Source organism: Haloactinomyces albus (assembly GCF_031458135.1).
Classification (GTDB): domain Bacteria; phylum Actinomycetota; class Actinomycetes; order Mycobacteriales; family Pseudonocardiaceae; genus Haloactinomyces; species Haloactinomyces albus.
Map to the genome: position 1 here is coordinate 3515731 of NZ_JAVDXW010000001.1, position 18132 is coordinate 3533862.

Here is an 18132-nt window from a genome sequence, read left to right on the forward strand (position 1 = left end):
CGGCGCCGGTTCGAAAACCGTGCTGTGGCGGAGCACGGGCTGATGCACCGTATCGGGTGACAGGGGATTACGTCACCAGGTGGGTGGGCGGTGATGTGACGTGAGCGGAATCGATGCCGCCGTGCCACGAGCTCGCCACGGCCGGGGCTTACGCTCTTGCCCGTGTCCAAGCTCGCAATCGCGGCGAAGCGCTTACTGGTAGGGCAACCGTTCCGCAGCGACCGGTTGTCCCGCACTCGGCTTCCGAAACGGCTGGCTCTTCCGGTGTTCGCCTCCGACGCCATGTCGTCGGTCGCCTATGCACCGGAAGAGATCTTCCTGGTGCTGTCGGTGGCGGGGCTGTCCGCCTACAGCCTCACCCCCTGGATCGGTGCGCTGGTGGCGCTGGTCATGCTCACCGTGGTCGCCAGTTATCGGCAGAACGTGCGGGCTTACCCGTCCGGGGGCGGCGACTACGAGGTGGCCACCGTCAATCTGGGGCGCCGGGCGGGGTTGACCGTGGCCAGCGCGCTGCTCGTGGATTATGTGCTCACCGTCGCGGTCTCGATCTCGTCGGCGGCGGCCACCATCGGTGCGGTGGTCCCGCTCGTGGCTTCGCACAAGGTCGCGTTCGCGGTGCTGGCCATTGTCGTGCTCACCGCGATCAACCTGCGTGGCGCACGCGAGTCCGGGGGCTTCATGGCCATCCCCACCTATGCGTTCCTCGTCGGGGTCCTCGGGATGATCGGTTTCGGCCTGTTTCGTGCACTGGTGTTGGATGAGCCGATGCGTGCCGAGAGTGCGTCGCTGAACATCCAGGGAGAGCCGGGGCAGGCTGCAGGGCTGGCTTTCGTTTTCCTGGTGATGCGTTCGTTCTCCCAGGGAGCAGCGGCGCTGACGGGGGTCGAGGCGATCAGCAACGGTGTCCCCGCTTTTCGCAAGCCCAAGTCGCGCAATGCGGCGAGCACGCTGCTGATGATGGGCACCATCTCGGTGATCATGCTCATGGGGCTGATCTTTCTCGCCCGGATCACGGGGGTCCGGATCGCGGAGGACCCGGAAGAACAGATCGTCAACGCGCCCCCCGGTTACGAGCAGGACACCATGCTGGCCCAGATCGCCGAGGCGGTGTTCGGTGCCTTCCCGCCGGGTGTCTACTACGTGACCACCGCCACGGCGATCATCCTGATCCTGGCCGCGAACACCGCGTTCAACGGATTTCCGGTACTGGGTTCGGTACTGGCGCAGGACCGCTACCTGCCGCGGCAGTTCCACACCCGCGGGGACCGTCTTGCGTTCTCGAACGGCATCGTGTTCCTGGCGGTCTTCGCAATCCTGCTGGTCGTTGCCTTCGATGCACAGGTCACGCAACTGGTGCAGCTCTACGTCGTGGGCGTGTTCGTGTCCTTCACGGTGAGTCAGATCGGGATGCTGCGACATTGGAACCGGCAGCTGCGTACCGAGACGGACCCCGCCGAACGGCGCCGAATGCGGCGTTCGCAGGGCATCAACGGTTTCGGCCTGGCCATGACCGGTTCGGTACTGGTGATCGTGCTGTTGACGAAATTCGTCCACGGAGCCTGGATCGCCATTGCCGCGATGACGGCCCTGTACCTGCTGATGACCGCGATCCGGCGGCACTACGACCGGGTTGCTCAGGAGCTGCAGGAACACGTGGAACCAGCCGTTCTGCCCTCTCGGAACTACGCGATCGTGCTGGTTTCCCAGGTGCATCTGCCGACCCTGCGGGCCCTGGCCTATGCCAGAGCCACTCGCCCGGACACCCTGGAGGCGATCACGGTCAACGTCGACGACGAGGAGACCAGGGCGTTGCGGGCCGCATGGGATGCGGAGAACCTGCCCGTACCCCTGAAGGTCGTCGAGTCCCCTTATCGGGAGATCACCCGCCCTGTGGTCGACTATGTCAAGCGCACTCGGCGGGAGAGTCCCCGCGATGTTGTGACGGTGTTCATTCCGGAATATGTCGTCGGGCACTGGTGGGAGCATCTGCTGCACAACCAGAGCGCATTACGTCTCAAGAGCAGGTTGCTGTTCGAGCCCGGTGTGATGGTGACCAGCGTGCCGTGGCAGCTGGAATCCTCGACTCGGGTGAATTTCCGTGCGCCCGCGCCCCGGCGGTCGGTGCGCTGGGGAGTAGGGCAGGACGAGAAGGGCAACGGTCGGCGATGACGGAGAACACGGAGAACACGGAGAAGACGAAGTTGGACTGGACCGGCAGGCGTCTGGAGGTCGAGGTCGGCTCGGTCGCTCACGGCGGTCATTGCGTGGCACGCCACGAGGGCCGGGTGGTCTTCGTCCGGCATGCTCTGCCCGGCGAACTCGTACTCGTGGAGGTCACCGAGGACAGGGGCGGGAGCTTCTGCAGGGCGGATGCGGTGGAGGTGCGTGCGGCTGCGCCGGGCCGGGTGACTCCGCCGTGTCCGCTGGCCGACATGGCCAGGGGCACCGATCGCTGCGGTGGCTGTGACTGGCAGCATGCCGATGGGCCGACCCAGCGGGAGTTGAAGTCCACTGTCGTCACCGAGCAGTTGCGTCGCATCGCCGGTATCGAGCATCCCGTCGAGGTCCGGGAGCTCCCCGGTGGATTGCTGCGCTGGCGAAGCCGGGTACGACTGGCCGTGAATCACAGCGGTCACCCGGGTCTTCGTGTTCACCGCAGCCACCGGATCATCCCGCTTGCGGACTGCCCGATCACGATGACCGGTGCCCTCGACGATGTTGTCGCACACCGGTGGCCGCAGCAGTCGGAGCTGGAAGTCACCAAGGACGCGGCCGATGAGGTTCATGTCACGGCACACGGTCGCGAATCCGGTCGGCACAAGCGAGGCCGCGGGAAGCCCGTCTCCAGGCGTGTCCGAGGTGGTGAGGTCGCCCGCGAGGAGGCGGTGGACAGATCGTGGGATCTCGCCGCACACGGGTTCTGGCAGGTTCATCCGGCCGCTGCCGACGCGTTCGCCACCACCGTGGCGAGAATGGCCGAAGTACCGATCGGGGGACACGCCTGGGACCTCTACGGCGGTGTGGGCCTGTTCGCGGCCGTCCTGGCCGAGCAGGTCGGCCCCGAGGGTTCGGTGCTGATGATCGAGTCCTCGCGGCGTGCGGTCGAGGACGCATCGGCCAACCTGAGTGACCTGCCGCAGGTCGGTTTTCGTGCGGGGCGGGTGGAGAAGCTCATCACGGCGAGCGATCTCGCACGCCCCGACGTCGTGGTTCTCGATCCTCCCCGCAAGGGTGCGGGGCGCGCGGTCGTCGAAGCGATCTCGGCCCACCGGCCGAGGAGGATCGTGCACGTGGCCTGTGATCCGGCGGCGCTGGCACGGGACCTCGGGTTGTTCGCCGAGCGCGGTTACCGCCTCGCCGACATCGAGGGGTTCGATGCCTTCCCGATGACCCACCATGTCGAGTGCATCGCGGCGTTGGAACGTATCGACGAGGATCGCTTCTCATGCCACGGAGTGGAAGCGGCGGAGCACGGCGGTTCCTCGTCGGGTACATGCGGGACGGCTCCGTAGACTGGCGGGCAGTCGCATGGCGCCTCCCGCGGCGAGAATGGCATGCGCGACAAGCCGATTGGTCCGGCGTAATGAGCGAGGTGGAGCGGTGACGCTGCTGGAATCCGTGCACGGTCCGGCCGATATCCAGTCCCTGGAGCACGGCGAGCTGGTCGAGCTGGCTGCCGAGATCAGATCATTTCTGGTGGACAGGGTGTCGCGTACGGGAGGCCATCTCGGTCCGAACCTGGGTGCGGTCGAACTGACGCTGGCTGTGCACCGGACCTTCGACTCTCCCCGGGATGCCATCGTTTTCGACACCGGCCACCAATCCTATGTGCACAAGATCCTGACCGGCCGCCAGGACGGCTTCGACCGGCTGCGCAAACGTGGGGGGCTGTCCGGCTACCCTTCGCGGGCGGAGAGCGAACACGACATGGTCGAGAACAGCCATGCCTCGACCTCGCTGTCGTACGCGGACGGTCTCGCACGCGCGTTCCAGCTCAGCGGCGCCGATCGGCACGCGGTCGCGATCGTCGGCGATGGTGCCCTCACCGGGGGCATGTGCTGGGAGGCGCTGAACAACATCGCCGCCGACCAGGAACGCCCGCTGGTCATCGTGGTCAACGACAACGGCCGCTCGTATGCGCCGACCATCGGCGGGCTGGCCGAGCATCTCGCCTCGCTGCGCCTGCGCCCGGGTTACGAACGTGCTCTGCAGAACGGCCGCCGCACGGTACGGAACCTCCCCGTGGTCGGTCGGCCGCTCTACACCGGTCTGCACGCCGCGAAGAGCGGTATCAAGGACGCCCTGAGTCCGCAGGTGATGTTCTCCGACCTGGGAATCAAGTACCTCGGTCCGGTGGACGGACACGACATGCGGGCGATGGAACACGCGCTGGCGATGGCCAAGAGTTTCGGAGGCCCGGTGATCGTGCATGCGGTCACTCAGAAGGGGAACGGGTTCGCCCCGGCGGAAAATCACGAGGCCGACCAGATGCATCAGGTCAAGGTGATCGATCCGCACACCGGTGCCCCGGCCGCGCCCACGCCGAAGAACTGGACCAGTGTGTTCTCCGAGGAGCTGGTCCGCATCGGTGGTGAGCGCAGCGACATCGTGGCTCTTACCGGGGCGATGCTCGGTCCGACCGGTTTGGACAAGTTCGCCGAGCACTACCCGGATCGCTGCTTCGACGTGGGCATCGCCGAACAGCACGGCATGACCTCGGCCGCCGGGATGGCCATGGGCGGATTGCACCCGGTCTTCGCGGTGTACTCGACGTTTCTCAACAGGGCCTTCGACCAGCTACTGATGGATGTCGCACTCCACGAGCAACCGGTGACGGTCACGCTGGATCGGTCCGGCATCACCGGCGATGACGGTGCGAGCCACAACGGTATGTGGGACCTGTCGATACTCGGGGTGGTGCCGGGCATCCGGGTTGCCGCTCCGCGTGACGCGGTTACCCTGCGTGAGGAGTTACGCGAGGCAGTGGCCGTCGAGGACGGTCCCACCGTGGTGCGCTTCTCGAAGGGGTCCGTGGTCGAGGAGGTACCGGCGGTCGAGCGTGTCGAGGATGTGGACGTACTGCGGCGGCCGGGTCCGATCGAGGACTCCGACGTGCTGCTGGCCGTCGTCGGATCCTTCGGCGAAATGGGTGTGGCCGCTGCCGAACGACTGGCCGCGCAGGGAATCGGCGTCACCGTGGTCGACCCTCGCTGGGTGCTACCGGTTTCCCGGACCGTGGTCGATATGGCTTCCCGCCACCGGTTCGTGGTCACTCTCGAGGACTGTGGCAGACACGGTGGTTTCGGTTGGTCCTTGGCGGCGGCTCTGCGAGATGCCGAGGTCGATGTGCCCCTGCGTGATCTCGGTATCCCGAACCGATTCCTGGATCATGCCTCGCGGGGCGAAATCCTGACCGATCTCGGACTGACGGAGCAGGATGTCGCGCGTCGCATCACCGAGTGGGTCGCCGACCGCCTCGGCGGTTCGCTCGACGGCACCAGCACGCATGCGGCCGCAGGCGGTGAACTTCCTCTCGAGTAGCCGACGGCTACCGGCTTTCGCGCTTCGAGTGGTGCGTGCCCCGACAGCGCTCCGCCCGTGGCCTTGCGGACATGCCCTGCCGGTATTCGGCTGTCGAAGTGCGGAATGTGGCACGGTGAATACGTGCGGATCCTTGTGGTGGAGGACGAGCAGCCGCTGGCGGATGCCATCGCTCGGGGGCTGCGCAGAGAAGGTTTGGCTGTCGACATCGCCTACGACGGCAGCAGTGGGCAGGAGAAGACGTCGATCACCAGGTACGATGTGATCGTGCTGGACCGGGACCTGCCCCACATGTCCGGCGATGAGCTCTGTCGGGAGATCGCGGGCTCCGACGAGGTCACCCGGGTACTCATGCTCACGGCCAGTGGCACGGTCGAAGACCGGGTCGAAGGATTGTCGTTGGGGGCCGATGACTATCTGGCCAAGCCGTTCGCCTTCGCCGAGTTGACCGCGCGTGTCCGAGCCTTGGGCAGACGTTCCACACCTGCGGCCCCTCCCGTGCTCACGGCGTGGGATCTCTCACTTGACCCGGCCGCCCGCAAGGCACGCCGTTCGGAGGGCGAGGTCGAGCTGACGCGCAAGGAATTCGGCGTGCTCGAGGTCCTGCTGGCCGCGGGCGGTGCGGTGGTCAGTTCGGAGGAACTGCTGGAGCGGGTCTGGGACGAGCATGCCGACCCGTTCACCACGACCGTGCGGGTGACGATGATGACGCTGCGCAAGAAGCTCGGAGAGCCGAGCATCATCGAGACGGTCGTCGGATCCGGTTACCGGGTCCCCACGGCAGGCCGTAGCCGGGGTGCGGATTCCGTGTCCGAGCACGAGGGTTGATCGATGCCAGGGGGCACCGCGCTCCGGGAATCGTCGACGGCGAGCTCGCGGTCGGGACGGCCGGTGATCCGCCGGGGACCGGGGCTTCGAGCGCGTCTGACGTTGCTCGCCACGGCTCTGGTGGCCGTGGTCAGTGGCCTGCTGCTGTGGCTGGGGTGGGTGTTGACCGGCAGTGTCGTCTCCGCCGTGCCTCGACTGCCGAGCGGGAGCATGGTGCGCGTCGACGGTGCTGTTGTGCCTGCCCAGGAGCTGGGTGCCGCGTTGCGGGAGTCGGCTCGGGAACAGGTTCTGCTGGCCGGTGTTCCCGCTTTCGTGGCCGTGGTGGTGGCGGCGGCTGTACTCGCGTGGACGGTGACCGGCCGTGTACTGCGGCCGCTGCACGAGGTCACCGACTCCGCGCGCCGCTTGTCCGCCGAGTCCCTGGAGCAGCGCATCGAGCTGAGCGGGCCGCGTGACGAGGTCGCCGAGCTCGCCAACACCTTCGATGCCATGCTCGACCGCCTTCAGGTGGCCTTCGAGTCGCAGCGGCGGTTCGTGGCCAACGCCAGCCATGAGTTGCGCACTCCGCTCTCGGTGATCCGCACCGAACTCGATGTGACGCTGTCGGACCCCGTTGCCGATGCCGCGGAACTGCGGCGGATGGCGGGGGTCGTACGGGACGCCACGGCCAGGGCCGAGCGACTGGTGGAGGCCCTGTTACTGCTCGCGCGCACGGAGGGGGTGGAACTCGCGGCGCGGGAGCCGGTCGACCTCACCGAGGTCGTGGGGCGTGCGGTGCGCGGGGTCTCCGACGAGGCCGAGCATCGTGGTCTGCATATGCACCGTTGTGCGGAACCGGCCTGGGCCACGGGGGACCCGGCTCTGCTCGAACGGGTGGTGGGCAATCTGCTGGAGAACGCGGTGCGCCACAACATCGATGGCGGCTGGGTGGAGGTCTTCACCAGCAGCGGCCCGCAGCGGGCCTCGTTGCGGGTGATCTCTTCCGGGCCCGACGTGGACTCGGAGCAGGTCGAGGCGCTGTTCGAGCCGTTCCGCAGGGCAGGAACGCAGCGTACCGCGCGAACCGGTACCGGGCTCGGACTGTCGATCGTGCGAGCGGCGGTTGCCGCCCACGAGGGCAGGGTGTCGGCCGAGCCCGTGCACGGCGGTGGCCTGGCGGTCACGGTGGATCTCCCCGTCGCGCCGTGAGGCTCGGGCCGGTTCGGACGCGCAGGGCGGCCACGTCGATCTCCACCGGAGCAGGACTCGCGGTAATGGTGACCGGGATCTCGTCGGCCTTGGCCGTCAGTTCGGGCGTGGAACCTCCGCGCTCCAAGCGGTAGGCGACGAGCTCGGTGGGGCCGCGCCCGTCCGGTGCCACGCTCCAGAAGAACGGCACACCGGCCATCACCTCATCTCGATTCCGGTCTTCATCATGCCACGCCCGACCGACACCGGGGCACGCGCGGCAAAGGGCCGGGACGAGCTACGCCGTCCCGGCCCTTGAACAGCACGCTGCTCAGGAGTTCGGCACGTCGGCCACGCCGGGTTCCAGGAACCGCTTGCCGTTGACCCGCTCGGACACGCCGGAGCGGTCGAGGTACGGCGTGATGCCGCCGAGCCAGAACGGCCAGCCCGCACCGAGGAGCAGGCACAGGTCGAGGTCCTGGGCCTCGGCGACCACACCCTCGTCGAGCATGATCCGTGCTTCTCCGGCCAGTGCCCGCAGGGCGCGGTCACGCACCTGCTCCTCGCTCGAGGGATTCTCGCCCTGCTGCCACAGCTCGGCGACCTCCGGGTCGACGACCTGGTTGCCGTTGTCGTCGGACTGCCACACGGCGGTCTTACCGGCGTCGACGAAGCGCTGCAGGTTGTCGCTGAGCCCGAAGCGGTCGGGATAGGCGGCGTGCATCGTTTCGTTGACGTGTTGGGCGATGGCCGGACCGACGAGCTGCAGCAGCACCATCGGACTCATCGGCAGGCCGAGCGGGTTGAGCGCTCGGTCGGCGACCTCGAAGGGGGTGCCCTCGTCGACCGAGGCGATGATCTCGCCGAGGAATCGGGTCAGCAGCCGGTTGACGACGAACGCCGGAGCATCCTCGACCAGGACGCAGGACTTCTTCAGCTGTTTGCCGACCGAGAATGCCGTGGCCAGTGACGCGTCGTCGGTCTTCGTGCCACGCACGATCTCCAGCAGCGGCAGCACCGCCACCGGGTTGAAGAAGTGGAAACCGACGACCCGCTGCGGATGCGACAGGTTCGCGGCCATCTCCGAGATCGACAGCGATGAGGTGTTGGTGGCCAGGATCGCTTCCGGGGAGACGTACTGTTCGAGTTCGCCGAACACCTTCTGCTTGACCGACATCTCCTCGAAGACGGCTTCGAGGACGAAGTCGGCATCGGCGAAGGCCTGCTTGTCCAGCGAGCCGGACACGAGCGCCTTGAGCCGGTTGACCTCGTCGCCGGAGAGGCGGCCCTTGTCCGCGAGTTTGTCGATCTCGCCGTGCACGTAGGCCACGCCCTTGTCGATGCGTTCCTGATCGATGTCGGTGAGCACGACCGGCACCTGCAGGCGGCGCAGGAACAGCAGGGCGAGCTGTCCCGCCATCAGCCCGGCGCCGACCACGCCGACCTTGCCGATGTCGCGGGCCAGCGATTTGTCCGGTGCCCCTGCGGGTTTCTTGGCCCGCTTCTGCGTCAGGTCGAACGAGTACAGACCCGCGCGCAGTTCATCGGACATCAGGGCGTCGGTCAGCGCCTCGGTCTCGGCCGCGTACCCGGAGTCGAGGTCGTTGCCGCGGGCCAGGTCGATCAGGTCGACGGCACGGTCCACGGCGGGGGAGGCACCGTGCGTCTTGCCCGCGACGATGGATCGGGCCCGGCCGATCGCGTCGTCCCATGCCTGTCCGCGGTCGATCTCGGGTCGCTGCACCTGCACCTCACCGGAGACAACGCGCCCCGCCCACCGCAGGGACTCCTCCAGGAAGTCGGCAGCATCGAGTTCGATGTCGAAGATGCCCATCTTGGTGGCCTTGCCCGGGTTGAGCATCTTGTTCTGGTTCAGCGCGTTTTCCACGATGACCGTGACGGCCGCGTCCGCGCCGATCAGATTGGGCAGCAGTTGCGTCCCGCCCCAGCCCGGGAACAGGCCCAGGAAGCATTCGGGGAAGGCGATCGCGCCCGCGTTGGCGGCCACGGTGCGGTAGTGGCAGGACAGCGCCAATTCCAGTCCACCACCGAGTGCCGCCCCGTTGACCAGGGCGAAGGTCGGGATCGTCGATTCGGTCAGGCGACGGAAGACGTCATGGCCGGTCTTGGCGACATAGTGCGCCTGGTCCCGCTCGGAGATCTCGCCGACGCCGGAGAGGTCCGCACCCACCGCGAAGACGAAGGGTTTACCGGTGACGGCGATGGCTGCGGGCGCGGCGTCGAAAGCTTCGTCCAGGGCGGCGTTCAGGCTTGCCAGGCCGCCTGGGCCGAAGGTCGAGGGGCGGTTGTGGTCGTACCCGTTGTCGATGGTGATCAGCGCGACCCGGCCCGCCACACCGGGCACGTCGATCAGGCGGGTGAACGCCCGGGTCACCACCTCGTTCGGGAAGTCCGGGGTCTGCGCGGACTGCTGAGTGGCTGCCGTGGTCACTGTGTACCCCCGTTGTAGTGCGGATTCTCCCAGATCACCGTGCCGCCCATACCGAAGCCGATACACATGGTGGTGATGCCGTAGCGGACGTCGGGATTCTCGGCGAAGTGGCGGGAGAGCTGGGTCATCAATCGGACGCCGGAGGAAGCCAGCGGGTGGCCGCAGGCGATCGCGCCGCCCCACGGGTTGACGCGGGGATCGTCCTCGGCGATGCCGAAGTGGTCCAGGAAAGCCAGGACCTGCACGGCGAAGGCCTCGTTGATCTCGAACAGTCCGATGTCGTCGATGGAAAGGCCTGCGCGCTGCAGGGCTTTCTCGGTCGCCGGGACCGGTCCGACCCCCATCACCTCCGGCTCCACGCCTGCGAAGGAGTAGCCGACCAGGCGCATACCAACCGGCAGGCCGAGTTCGGCTGCGCTGTCCTCGTCGGCGATGAGGCAGCCGGTGGCGCCGTCGTTGAGCCCCGCGGCGTTACCGGGGGTGACCCTGCCGTGCGGCCGGAACGGAGTTTTCAGGCCGTACAAGCTCTCCTCGGTCGTGCCGGGACGGGGAGGCTCGTCGGTGGTGGCCAGGCCCCAGCCGTGCTCGGTGGAGCGGGTGGCCACCGGGGCCAGATCGGCGGCGATCCGGCCTGCCGCCGCGGCGGCTTCGTAACGCTGTTGGCTGCGAGCGGCATAGGCGTCCGTGCGCTGCTTGGTCACGTCCGGATAGCGGTCGTGCAGGTTCTCGGCGGTGGAGCCCATCACCATCGCCGAGGGGTCCACCAGCTTGTCCGAGACGAACCGAGGGTTGGGGTCCACGCCCTCGCCCATCGGATGACTGCCCATGTGTTCGACACCGCCTGCGATGGCGAAGTCATAGGCGCCGAAGGCGATGCTGCCCGCGGTCGCGGTCACCGACGTCATCGCTCCCGCGCACATCCGGTCGATGGCGAAGCCGGGTACGGACTTCGGCAGGCCTGCCAGGAGCGCGGCGGTTCTTCCGATCGTGAGGCCCTGATCGCCGATCTGGGTGGTGGCGGCGATCGCGACCTCGTCGATGCGCTCGGGCGGGAGGTCGGGTTGCCTGCGCAGGAGTTCCCGGATGACCTTGACGATCATGTCGTCCGCGCGTGTCTCGGCGTACATGCCCTTCGGGCCGGCCTTGCCGAACGGCGTTCGCACGCCATCGACGAAGACCACGTTCCGAAGGGCACGCGGTGTCCCGGATGGCCCGGGACTGCTGGTGCCGGCTGGTGCCGACGCAGGTGCGGCCACGGCGTGCTCCTTCTCGGTGGGGTCTGGACATCGGCCGGCCGACGATCGGGCGCTCGCCGCGCGAACCATGTCTCTACCGGCCGGTAACCCGCACCCTAGCGCTTATTACCGATGGGTAACCAACGGGACCCACTGTCGGGTGTCCCACAGTGGGGGTGAAGGAGCTCGCTTCTCAGATGGCCGGCGTGTCCAATGCGGTGCTGAGTGCTTCAGCGGTCAAGGAGATCTGCCATTCCCGGGCTCCCCTGGCCCGGAGTGTTCGCGCTACCGTTTCCGGATCCGGATTTTCCGGAGGATCCCAGCACGTGCGTCGGAGCAGATCCGGCAGGATGAGATTCTCCATCGGCAGGCTGTTTGTCTCGGCGATCTCGGCGAGTGCCGTGCGGGCGGCCGACAGTCGGGCAGCGGCGGCCGGATCACGGTCGGACCATCGGTTGGCCGGAGGCGGACCGTCGTTCGGAGGTGTGGGATCGGGGAGTTCGCTTTTGGGAAGGCTCCTCGCCGCGTTCAGGGCTCGCATCCACATCGAAGCGCGGCGTCGCTGCTGCTTGCCCCCGAATACCGGGAGTGCGGTCAGTTCGGCTTCGTTGGCCGGGTTGGTCTGCGCGGCCTGCATGATGGAGCTGTCCGGCAGTACTCGACCGGGAGCGAGATCGCGCTCTCGTGCCAGGGCGTCCCGTGCCTGCCACAGGGAACGCACCGCTGCCAGTTGACGGGGCTGCCGTATCCGGTGAATCCCCGAGGTGCGGCGCCAGGGCTCGGGCCGAGCCGCAGGCGGTTCGGCGGTACGGACCGTCTCGAATTCCTCGTGGGCCCATTCGAGCTTGCCCTGCCCGTCGAGTTCGGCGCGGAGTGCGGAACGCAGAGCGATCAGCAGTTCCACATCCAGGGCGGCATAGACGAGCCAGTCCCGTGGTAGCGGACGACGTGACCAGTCGACCGCGCTGTGCCCCTTCTCCAGCTGATACGACAGCATCCGTTCGACCAGCGCACCGAGCGAGACACGGTCGAAGCCCGCCAGTCGCCCGGCCAGCTCCGTATCGAACAGGCGACCCGGGTACAGACCGAGTTCGGCCAGGCATGGCAGGTCCTGTGATGCCGCGTGCAGCACCCATTCGGTGTCCGACAGTGCCGCCACGAGTGGGCTGAGTTCTCCCGCGAGGGGGAGCGGATCGACCAGGACGGTGCCCGATCCCTCTCGGTGCAATTGCACCAGGTAGGCACGTTGCCAGTACCGATAGCCCGAGGCTCGTTCGGTGTCCACGGCGACCGGACCCTGACCTGCAGCCAGGGCGGCCGCCGCGGTGTGTAGTGCTTCCGGAGTGTCGACCACCGACGGTGTACCGTCGGCCGGTTCGGTCAACAGCACCGGCTCGGACCGGTCGGACCCGGTGGGTTCGGAGTGGGCAGCATCCACGGGTATCAGACAATACGTGTCCCGACGAACCGTGGAGCCACCTGGCCGACCTTACCGGGCCCGACCGGCTCGGGATCGGGTTAGCCGCTCATCGGATCACCCCGGCACGCATAGCCAGGGCCACCATCTGGGCCCTGTCGCCGGTACCCAACTTGCGGCCGATCCGCGACAGGTGGCTTTTCACCGTGAGTGCGGACAGGTTGAGGGCCTCGCCGATCTCCTTGTTGGATCGACCGTCGGCCACGAATTGGAGAACTTCGACTTCGCGCCCGGACAGTTCCCGCGGTGTGTTGTCGGTCCCGGGCACTCTCGTGCCCGCGGCCAATACGGGAGCCACGCTGGGATCGGCGTAGACGCCACCGTCGAGAACGCGGCGCACCCCGTCGGTGACGACCATCGGCGAGGCCGACTTCAGCAGGTACGCCTGCGCACCCGCCTGAAAGGCGGCCCGGACCGCATAAGGGTCGTCGGACGAAGCGAGCACCACGATTCGCGACCAGCCCTGGGTACGAAGTTCCGTCACCAGGTCTATGCCTGTCCCATCGGGGAGTCCGAGATCGAGAATGGCGAGGTCGCAGGGGCCTGTTGCCAGAGCACGAGCCCTGGCTTCGGCCATCGATGCGGCCTCGTGCACCGTGCCGGCGCCCATCTGCAGCAGCCGGGAGGAGATGGCCTCCCGAAGCAACGGATGATCGTCCGTCACGAGTACCGTGAACAGCTCTTCCCGCGGATGCGGGACCATGTTGGCCGGTAAAGCACCGGCCGGCGTGGTACGAGCGGCCTGACCTAAGCCGACGGCAGCCACGTCACTACCTCCCTGGAGTCGGTCGTGCCCCCCGACCGGCACCGGGACTCTCGACCAATCAGCCGCGCCACTGATCGACCGAAAGTGGTGTCGTCAGGAAGTAGCGTAACCGTCCAAGCGGATCAGCGGGGCGATCATCGGCAGATGTGTCCCGATCGAGTTGTGACAAGAACCCGATTCAGTAACTCGATCGGGTGGAAATGCGCGACCCTGCTAACGCCGGAGCGTGTTCGAGCGATAAACCTAAATTGTCGTTCGCAGAAGGGAGGCGTTCTCATGGTTTCCGCGTCCGAAGCGCGTTCCGATGAGACGTCTCGGGCGCCCGGGGAGGACGGCGGCGAAGTCGGTGCCCCGTCGGCTCCGGTCACCGAAGGTCCGCCTGCCGAGCATCGGACCCGAATGTCGGACACCGGGTGTGCGCGCGCAAACGCGAATCAGACCGGGCGGTGGCCCTCACCTTGCCGGGACCCCAGGACTGCGATCCCCACCGGAGGGAGCCCGGCAGCCGTGCTCATCAGCTCGTGGAAGGCCATGGCATGGGCATCGAGTTCCGGACCGGGAGCCGTCCATGATCCGCGCAATTCGAGGTCGTGACTGTGCTCCGGACCGGCGATGTCGCCGAAGCGGGCCGAGGAAGTCAGTGTGACCGTTCCGCCCAGCGCCGTATACGAGGCCCCGGCATTCTCGAGCGCGTCGGTCAACCAGGACCATCCGACGGCGGGCAGGAGCGGGTCGGTGGCGACCTCCGGGTCCAGTTCCGCTCTGAGGTAGGTCACGAGGCGCCAGACCCCGTCCCAGGACTCCTGCCCCTCCGGGTCGTGCAGCAGGACCAGCCGAGACGTGGCCAGCTCACCAGCTGGGCCGGTCGCTTCGGCCGCGAGCGCGTATGCCCACGGCGCGAGACGCTTGGGCGGACGCACCTCGCTGATCTCGACCTCCGGCCGGGGAGCGGGCGACGTCAACGCGGCAACTGCCTGCCGGAACACCTCGGGCACCGCCGACATCTCCGTCACGCCCAGCAACTGTAGGACCTTGCGAGCCCGCGATGTCGGAGGCACGCCCACGGTATCGACGGTGCGGCTTGACCGCCCTGCTCTCCGTGACCGGAGCAGCATGCAAAAATGACCTCTGCGCGCCTGTTCGGCGCACGGGTGCTCATCGGCGAGGCGACCCACTGCGGCCGGTCCCCATGGCTGTTCCCAGTGGTTGTTCCCCGGAGTTGTTCCGGGGAGCTGTTCTCAGCGGCTGATTCCGGCACCGGACGCCGGACACGGTCGCTGCCCGGATGATCGGGTACCGGATCATGCAGCCCAGTTCAGAGACTCCAGTTCAGAGACCTTTCACATGACGAATCCCGCATCCGTCTCGGCCCGCCGGGACCTTGGCGACACCCCCCTGCTCGTCGCAGCCCGAGGCGGTACGCCCGACCACACGCCGGTCTGGTTCATGCGCCAGGCCGGGCGTTCTCTACCCGAGTATCGACGGGTGCGGGAGGGGACTCCCATGCTGCAGGCATGCCTGACGCCCGAGCTGGTCTGCGAGATCACAGCGCAGCCCGTGCGGCGCCACGGTGTGGATGCGGCCATCCTGTTCAGCGACATCGTGCTGCCCTTGTACGCGTCGGGAGTCGGCCTGGACATCGTTGCCGGGACGGGCCCGGTGGTGGCCGAACCGATCCGCAGCGCGGCCGATGTGACGGCGTTGCCGCAGCTCGCCCCCGAACAGGTCGACCCGGTCGCGAGGGCGATCGGGCTCCTGCTCGAGGAGCTGGGACGGGTTCCGCTGATCGGGTTCGCCGGCGCCCCGTTCACCCTGGCCTCCTACCTGGTGGAGGGTGGGCCGAGTCGCAACCACGAGCGGACGAAGGCACTGATGCACTCCGATCCGGACACGTGGCACGCGCTGCTGGGCAGGCTGGCCGAGATGACGCTGACCTTTCTGCGAGTGCAGGTGGCCGCGGGAGTGGACGCGGTGCAGCTGTTCGACTCCTGGGCGGGTGCGCTCTCGCTGCGCGACTACCGGGAATTCGTCCAGCCGCACACCCGGCGGATTTTCGACGGGCTTGCCGAAACCACGGGCGGGCAGGCGGTGCCGCGCATCCACTTCGGTGTCGGTACCGGTGAACTGCTCGGTGCGATGAGTTCGGCAGGAGCCGATGTCCTCGGTGTCGACTGGCGGGTGCCGCTCGATGTCGCGGCACAGCGAGTGCGCGACTCCGCCTCCGGTTCGGGCGAGCCGGTGATTCAGGGCAATCTCGACCCGGCCGTACTGTTCGCGGGTCGGGAAGCCGTGGAACGGGAGTCACGCCGCATCCTGGCCGAAGGCCGAGCGGCGGGTGGCCACATCTTCAATCTCGGGCACGGGGTGCTGCCGGACACGGACCCGGATGTGCTCACCAGGGTGGTCGAGTTCGTTCACTCGGTGAGTTCGCAGTCGTGACGGGTGGCGAGCGGCGCAGGATCGTCGTCATCGGCGGCGGTGTGTCCGGTCTGACCGCGGCGTATCGGCTGCGGCGGACATGGGGGCAGGAAGCCGAGATCGTCCTGGTGGAGCAGGCCGAGCAACTCGGCGGCAAGCTCGGCACGGTCGACTTGGCGGGATGTTCCTACGACGTCGGTGCCGAGGCTTTCCTGGTACGGCGGCCGGAGGTGCTCGCCTTGGCCGAAGAGCTGGGCCTCCGGGATGACGTGGTGCATCCCGGCCCGGCCTCGGCCACGGTCCGCGCAGGCGGCCGGAGGTGCCGTATACCCACCGGAACCGTCATGGGGGTTCCTGCCGCTGCCGAATCCGTTCGGCACCTCCTCTCGGACGAAGGCGTGGCGGCGGTGCGAGCGGAGGCCGATCTACCGCCACTGCATCTCGGTGGCGCGGACGTGTCCGTGGGCGAACTGCTGCGCAACCGTGTCGGTGACGAAGTCGTCGAGCGCCTCGTCGAGCCGCTACTGGGCGGTGTGTACTCGGGGAGTGCCGATGGGCTGGGACTGCGTGCGACGATCCCCGCACTGGCTGCCGCTTTCGACGCGGGTGCGGAGTCGATCAGTGCGGCGGTCACGGCCGCGCTGCCGCCGCCGAGCCCGGAGGGGCAGGCCAAGCCCCCCGTCTTCGGGGCGTTCCGCGGTGGCTACCGGAGCCTGATCGAGCGGCTCGGGCAGCGAAGCTCGGCGCAACCGCGCCTGGGGCTGCCGGTGCGCTCGGTGGTGCCCGCAGGCACCGGCTGGAAGCTGGAAATCGGATCGGCTCCGTCTCCCGAGGTGCTGGATGCCGACGCCGTGGTGATGGCCGTGCCTGCTCCCTCGGCGCGGCGGTTGCTTTCCGATGCCGCTCCCGGCGCAGCCGAGCATTTTGCGACGGTCGAACTGGCCTCGATGGCCGTGGTGGGGATGGCGCTGCCCCCGGAGACGCGACTGCCCGAGGACTCGGGTGTGCTCGTGGCGCGGGGGGAAAGGCATGCCGATGGGACTCCCTTCACCGCGAAGGCCTTCACCTTCTCCAGCCGTAAGTGGCCGCACCTGCGGGGCGCCAACGGCGAGGTATTGGTGCGCGCCTCGGTCGGCCGCTTCGGACAGGTTGCCGAGTTGCGTATGGACGATGGTGAACTGCTGCGCAACGTGCATGCCGATCTGGCCGAGCTGACCGGGATCCGGGCGGAACCGGTCGATTCCGTGGTCGCTCGCTGGGGTGGCGGACTGCCACAGTACGGGGTCGGTCATCTCGACACCGTCGCCGGAATCGAGGATGCCGTGGCCGCGGTGCCGGGACTGGCGGTGGCCGGGGCGACTCTGCACGGTGTGGGCGTTCCCGCGTGCGTGGCCACGGGAGAGGCGGCAGCGGCCGAGATCACCCGCCACCTGTCCCTGCAGTGACCTGTTTGGCAGGCTGCGGCGCGGCGGTGCGAAACTGGAGGCATGGCCCGCCTGAACTACGCCGAACTCAACGACACCATTCGCTACACCATGTGGTCGGTCTTCCGGATCGAGCCGGGCGCCCTGCCCGAGGACCGCGAGAAGGCCGCGTTGCGCACCCGGGAGTTCCTGGACGGTCTCGTGGATTCGGATGTGGTGGTCCGTGGTGTGTACGACGTGTCCGGTCTGCGTGCCGATGCGGACTTCATGATCTGGTGGCATGCGTCGGCGATCGAATCGGTGCAGGCGGCCTACACCGACTTCCGTCGCAGCACCCCGCTGGGGCAGGCCGCCCAGCCGGTGTGGAGCAGTGTCGCCGTGCACCGGCCCGCCGAGTTCAACAAGAGCCACATTCCGGCTTTCCTCGCGGGCGAGGAGCCGAAGGACTACATCTGCGTCTACCCGTTCGTGCGCTCCTACGAGTGGTACCTGCTGCCGGATGAGGAGCGTCGCGAGATGCTCGCGGGCCACGGCAAGGAGGCGCGCGACTATCCGGACGTGCGGGCGAACACCGTCCCGGCCTTCGCGCTCGGCGACTACGAGTGGATCCTCGCCTTCGAAGCCGATGAGATGTATCGCATCGTCGACCTGATGCGGCACCTGCGGGGCACCAACGCTCGCCTGCACGTGCGCGAGGAAACGCCCTTCTACACCGGGCACCGGATCGACGTCGCCGGCCTGGTCGCGAAGCTGCCCTGACCGGGAGCCCCTGAACGAGTGGCATGGGTAGCGCTGTTTTGGCGCTACGCTGATTTGGCGCTACC

The 18132-nt window shown here is 67.8% G+C and carries 14 protein-coding genes; 8 read left to right on the forward strand and 6 right to left on the reverse strand.

Annotated elements, in window-relative coordinates; all coding sequences use genetic code 11:
* The first annotated feature begins 162 nt into the window (after window positions 1-162).
* The 5 genes from JOF55_RS16700 to JOF55_RS16720 all read left to right on the forward strand — a co-directional run bounded on the left by JOF55_RS16700 (window position 163) and on the right by JOF55_RS16720 (window position 7557).
* Complete coding sequence (locus tag JOF55_RS16700; protein WP_310275292.1) at window positions 163-2169, forward strand: APC family permease; 2007 nt, start codon at window positions 163-165, stop codon at window positions 2167-2169.
* The gene (locus JOF55_RS16705; RefSeq protein WP_310275294.1) at window positions 2166-3512 is read left to right on the forward strand and encodes a class I SAM-dependent RNA methyltransferase; all 1347 of its coding nucleotides are present in this window, start codon (window positions 2166-2168) and stop codon (window positions 3510-3512) included. Before JOF55_RS16700 ends, JOF55_RS16705 begins: the two co-directional genes overlap by 4 nt.
* An 88-nt stretch (window positions 3513-3600) precedes the next feature.
* A complete protein-coding gene (gene dxs, locus JOF55_RS16710; protein ID WP_310275296.1) occupies window positions 3601-5541 on the forward strand; it encodes a 1-deoxy-D-xylulose-5-phosphate synthase in 1941 nt (646 codons plus the stop codon).
* 123 nt (window positions 5542-5664) lie between these two features.
* Window positions 5665-6369, forward strand: a complete 705-nt coding sequence (locus JOF55_RS16715) for a response regulator transcription factor (protein WP_310275298.1) — start codon at window positions 5665-5667, stop codon at window positions 6367-6369.
* Between the two features lie 3 nt (window positions 6370-6372).
* Window positions 6373-7557, forward strand: coding sequence for a sensor histidine kinase (locus tag JOF55_RS16720; protein ID WP_310275301.1), 1185 nt, complete (start codon window positions 6373-6375; stop codon window positions 7555-7557).
* Here the strand turns inward: JOF55_RS16720 and JOF55_RS16725 are convergent.
* The 6 genes from JOF55_RS16725 to JOF55_RS16750 form a co-directional block, all read right to left on the reverse strand.
* Entirely contained in the window at window positions 7529-7756 is a 228-nt protein-coding gene (locus tag JOF55_RS16725; RefSeq protein ID WP_310275303.1) for a hypothetical protein, read from the reverse strand. The two genes, JOF55_RS16720 and JOF55_RS16725, sit on opposite strands and share 29 nt — an antisense overlap.
* Before the next feature lie 111 nt (window positions 7757-7867).
* Window positions 7868-9988, reverse strand: a complete 2121-nt coding sequence (locus JOF55_RS16730; protein WP_310275304.1) for a 3-hydroxyacyl-CoA dehydrogenase NAD-binding domain-containing protein — start codon at window positions 9986-9988, stop codon at window positions 7868-7870.
* Window positions 9985-11169: a thiolase family protein gene (locus JOF55_RS16735; RefSeq protein WP_310275306.1), complete on the reverse strand. Its 1185-nt coding sequence runs from the start codon at window positions 11167-11169 to the stop codon at window positions 9985-9987. The genes JOF55_RS16730 and JOF55_RS16735 overlap by 4 nt, the downstream gene beginning before the upstream one ends.
* 247 nt (window positions 11170-11416) lie before the next feature.
* Complete coding sequence (locus tag JOF55_RS16740; RefSeq protein ID WP_310275308.1) at window positions 11417-12661, reverse strand: HRDC domain-containing protein; 1245 nt, start codon at window positions 12659-12661, stop codon at window positions 11417-11419.
* A gap of 88 nt (window positions 12662-12749) precedes the next feature.
* Window positions 12750-13403, reverse strand: coding sequence for a response regulator (locus JOF55_RS16745; protein WP_374727296.1), 654 nt, complete (start codon window positions 13401-13403; stop codon window positions 12750-12752).
* Between the two features lie 497 nt (window positions 13404-13900).
* Complete coding sequence (locus tag JOF55_RS16750) at window positions 13901-14479, reverse strand: DUF3000 domain-containing protein (protein WP_374727297.1); 579 nt, start codon at window positions 14477-14479, stop codon at window positions 13901-13903.
* Window positions 14480-14810: 331 nt separating this feature from the next.
* Here JOF55_RS16750 and hemE point away from each other — a divergent pair, with 331 nt between their 5' ends.
* The 3 genes from hemE to hemQ are packed head-to-tail and all read left to right on the forward strand — an operon-like array spanning window position 14811 to window position 18067.
* Window positions 14811-15905, forward strand: a complete 1095-nt coding sequence (gene hemE, locus JOF55_RS16755) for a uroporphyrinogen decarboxylase (RefSeq protein ID WP_310275311.1) — start codon at window positions 14811-14813, stop codon at window positions 15903-15905.
* Window positions 15902-17329 (forward strand): protoporphyrinogen oxidase, encoded by a 1428-nt coding sequence (hemG, locus tag JOF55_RS16760; RefSeq protein ID WP_310275313.1) that lies wholly within the window; start codon window positions 15902-15904, stop codon window positions 17327-17329. Before hemE ends, hemG begins: the two co-directional genes overlap by 4 nt.
* 42 nt (window positions 17330-17371) lie before the next feature.
* Window positions 17372-18067 carry a hydrogen peroxide-dependent heme synthase gene (gene hemQ / locus JOF55_RS16765; protein WP_310275315.1) on the forward strand — a complete coding sequence of 232 codons (696 nt, stop codon included), beginning with the start codon at window positions 17372-17374 and terminating at the stop codon, window positions 18065-18067.
* Window positions 18068-18132 lie beyond the last annotated feature (65 nt).